Origin of the sequence: Pseudomonas cyclaminis, assembly GCF_015163715.1 — a bacterium.
GTDB classification, from domain to species: Bacteria; Pseudomonadota; Gammaproteobacteria; order Pseudomonadales; family Pseudomonadaceae; genus Aquipseudomonas; species Aquipseudomonas cyclaminis.
The window spans coordinates 1-1,914 of sequence record NZ_JADDUM010000315.1; the positions used below are offsets into that span (position 1 = coordinate 1).

The 1,914-nt window shown below is 63.8% G+C and carries 1 protein-coding gene; it reads left to right on the plus strand.

The genetic code is table 11. The annotated features are described in order from the left end of the window. A partial coding sequence (locus IQK56_RS29300; RefSeq protein ID WP_193901930.1) for a flavodoxin domain-containing protein occupies positions 1-1,825 on the plus strand: 1,825 nt, incomplete at its 5' end. Between the last annotated feature and the right edge of the window lie 89 nt (positions 1,826-1,914).

Sequence of the window (1,914 nt, forward strand, 5' to 3'; positions counted from 1 at the left end):
CCCGCCGCCGGCAGGCCCCGCCCCGGTGGCCAACTATGACGCGATGTGGAGCAGCATCTACAGCAACGCCGGACCCGGTTTGAGCGCCTACAACATCCGCATGCCGGCCGTCGCCGGGCAACCGGCGACCGTCTACTACCTGTTGAAAGACTCGCCCCATGACCGCGCCCTGAACCAGATCAACCTGGACCCGGCTACCGGCGAGGTCAAATCCCATGATCAATACGCGGGCAAAAGCTTCAAGGCGCAGCTGCTGACCAGCATCTACGCACTGCACACCGGCAGTTACTTCGGCCTCGCCGGACGGATCATCCTCACTGTCAGCTCATTGCTGATGCCGCTGTTCTTCATCACTGGCTGGTTGCTGTACCTGGACCGTCGCCGCAAAAAACGCCAGGTGCGCGACGCCCGTAAAAGCCTCGGCGCCAACCACAGCAATGCCCCGGCCTGGCTGATCGGCTTTGCCAGCCAGAGCGGTTTTGCCGAGCAACTGGCCTGGCAAACCGCCGGGCAATTGCAGGCGGCCGGCCTGCCGGTGAAGGTGCAGTCCTTGAGTACCGTCAGCCAGGACCACTTGCTCCAGTCAGAAAATGCGCTGTTTGTGGTCAGCACTTTCGGCGACGGCGAAGCCCCCGACAGTGCCCGTGGTTTTGAACGCACAGTGCTCGGCCAGGACCTGTCCCTCAAGGGCCTGAATTACTCGGTGCTGGCCCTGGGGGATCGTCAATATGAACACTTCTGCGGCTTCGCCCGGCGCCTGCATTTCTGGCTGACCAACCAGGGCGGCAACCCACTGTTTGCTCCGGTGGAAGTGGACAGCGGCGACACGGCCGCGCTGCTGCATTGGCAACAACAGCTTGGGCAGTTGACCGGTCAGGCACCGGCCGCGGCATGGCCTACCGCCCAGTACGAAACCTGGACGCTCAGCCAGCGCCGCCTGCTCAACCACAACAGCACGGGCTCGAACGTTTACCTGCTCGGCCTCACCCCGCCTTCGCCACAAACCTGGCAAGCCGGCGACCTGGTGGAAGTGCTGCCGCGCAATTGCCCGTGGGCCATCGAGCACTTCCTGAGCGGCCTGGGCCTGACCGGCACCGATGGCGTGTTGATCGACGGTTTGGCCACCCCGCTCAACCAAGCCCTGGCGACTCGCCAACTGCCGGAAAACCGCGCCCATCTGGTGGGCATGCATGCCCAGGCATTGGTGGACGCACTGGCGCCGCTGGGCATGCGCGAATACTCCATCGCCTCGGTTGCCAGCGACGGAGTGCTGGAATTGATCGTGCGCCAGGAACGTCACCTCGATGGCAGCCTGGGGCTTGGCTCGGGCTGGCTCACCGAACACGCGGCCTTGGGCGCAGGCATCAGCCTGCGGCTGCGTCGCAACAGTGGCTTCCACCTGCCCGACGCGCCCGTGCCACTGATCATGCTGGGCAACGGCACCGGCCTCGCCGGCCTGCGCAGCTTGCTCAAAGCGCGGATTGCCGACGGCCAGCAGCGCAACTGGCTGTTATTCGGCGAACGCAATATCGCCCACGACTACCTGTGCCAGGACGAGCTGCAAGGCTGGCTGGCCAGTGGTGACCTGGCCTTGCTGGACCTTGCGTTTTCGCGGGATCAGGAAGAGAAGATCTACGTGCAGGACCGCCTGCGTGAATCGGCCGATGTACTGCGTAAATGGCTCGCGGACGGCGCAGCGATTTATGTGTGTGGGAGCTTGCAGGGAATGGCGGCGGGGGTGGATCAGGTGCTGCACGACGTGCTGGGCAGCGAGGCGGTGGAGCGCTTGATCGAACAGGGTCGTTACCGCAGGGATGTCTACTGAGGCGACCTATGTGGGAGAGGGCTTACCCCCGATGAGCATGGGTATCTACACAACTCTTAAAGGCTGACACATAACCCTGTGGTGAGCGG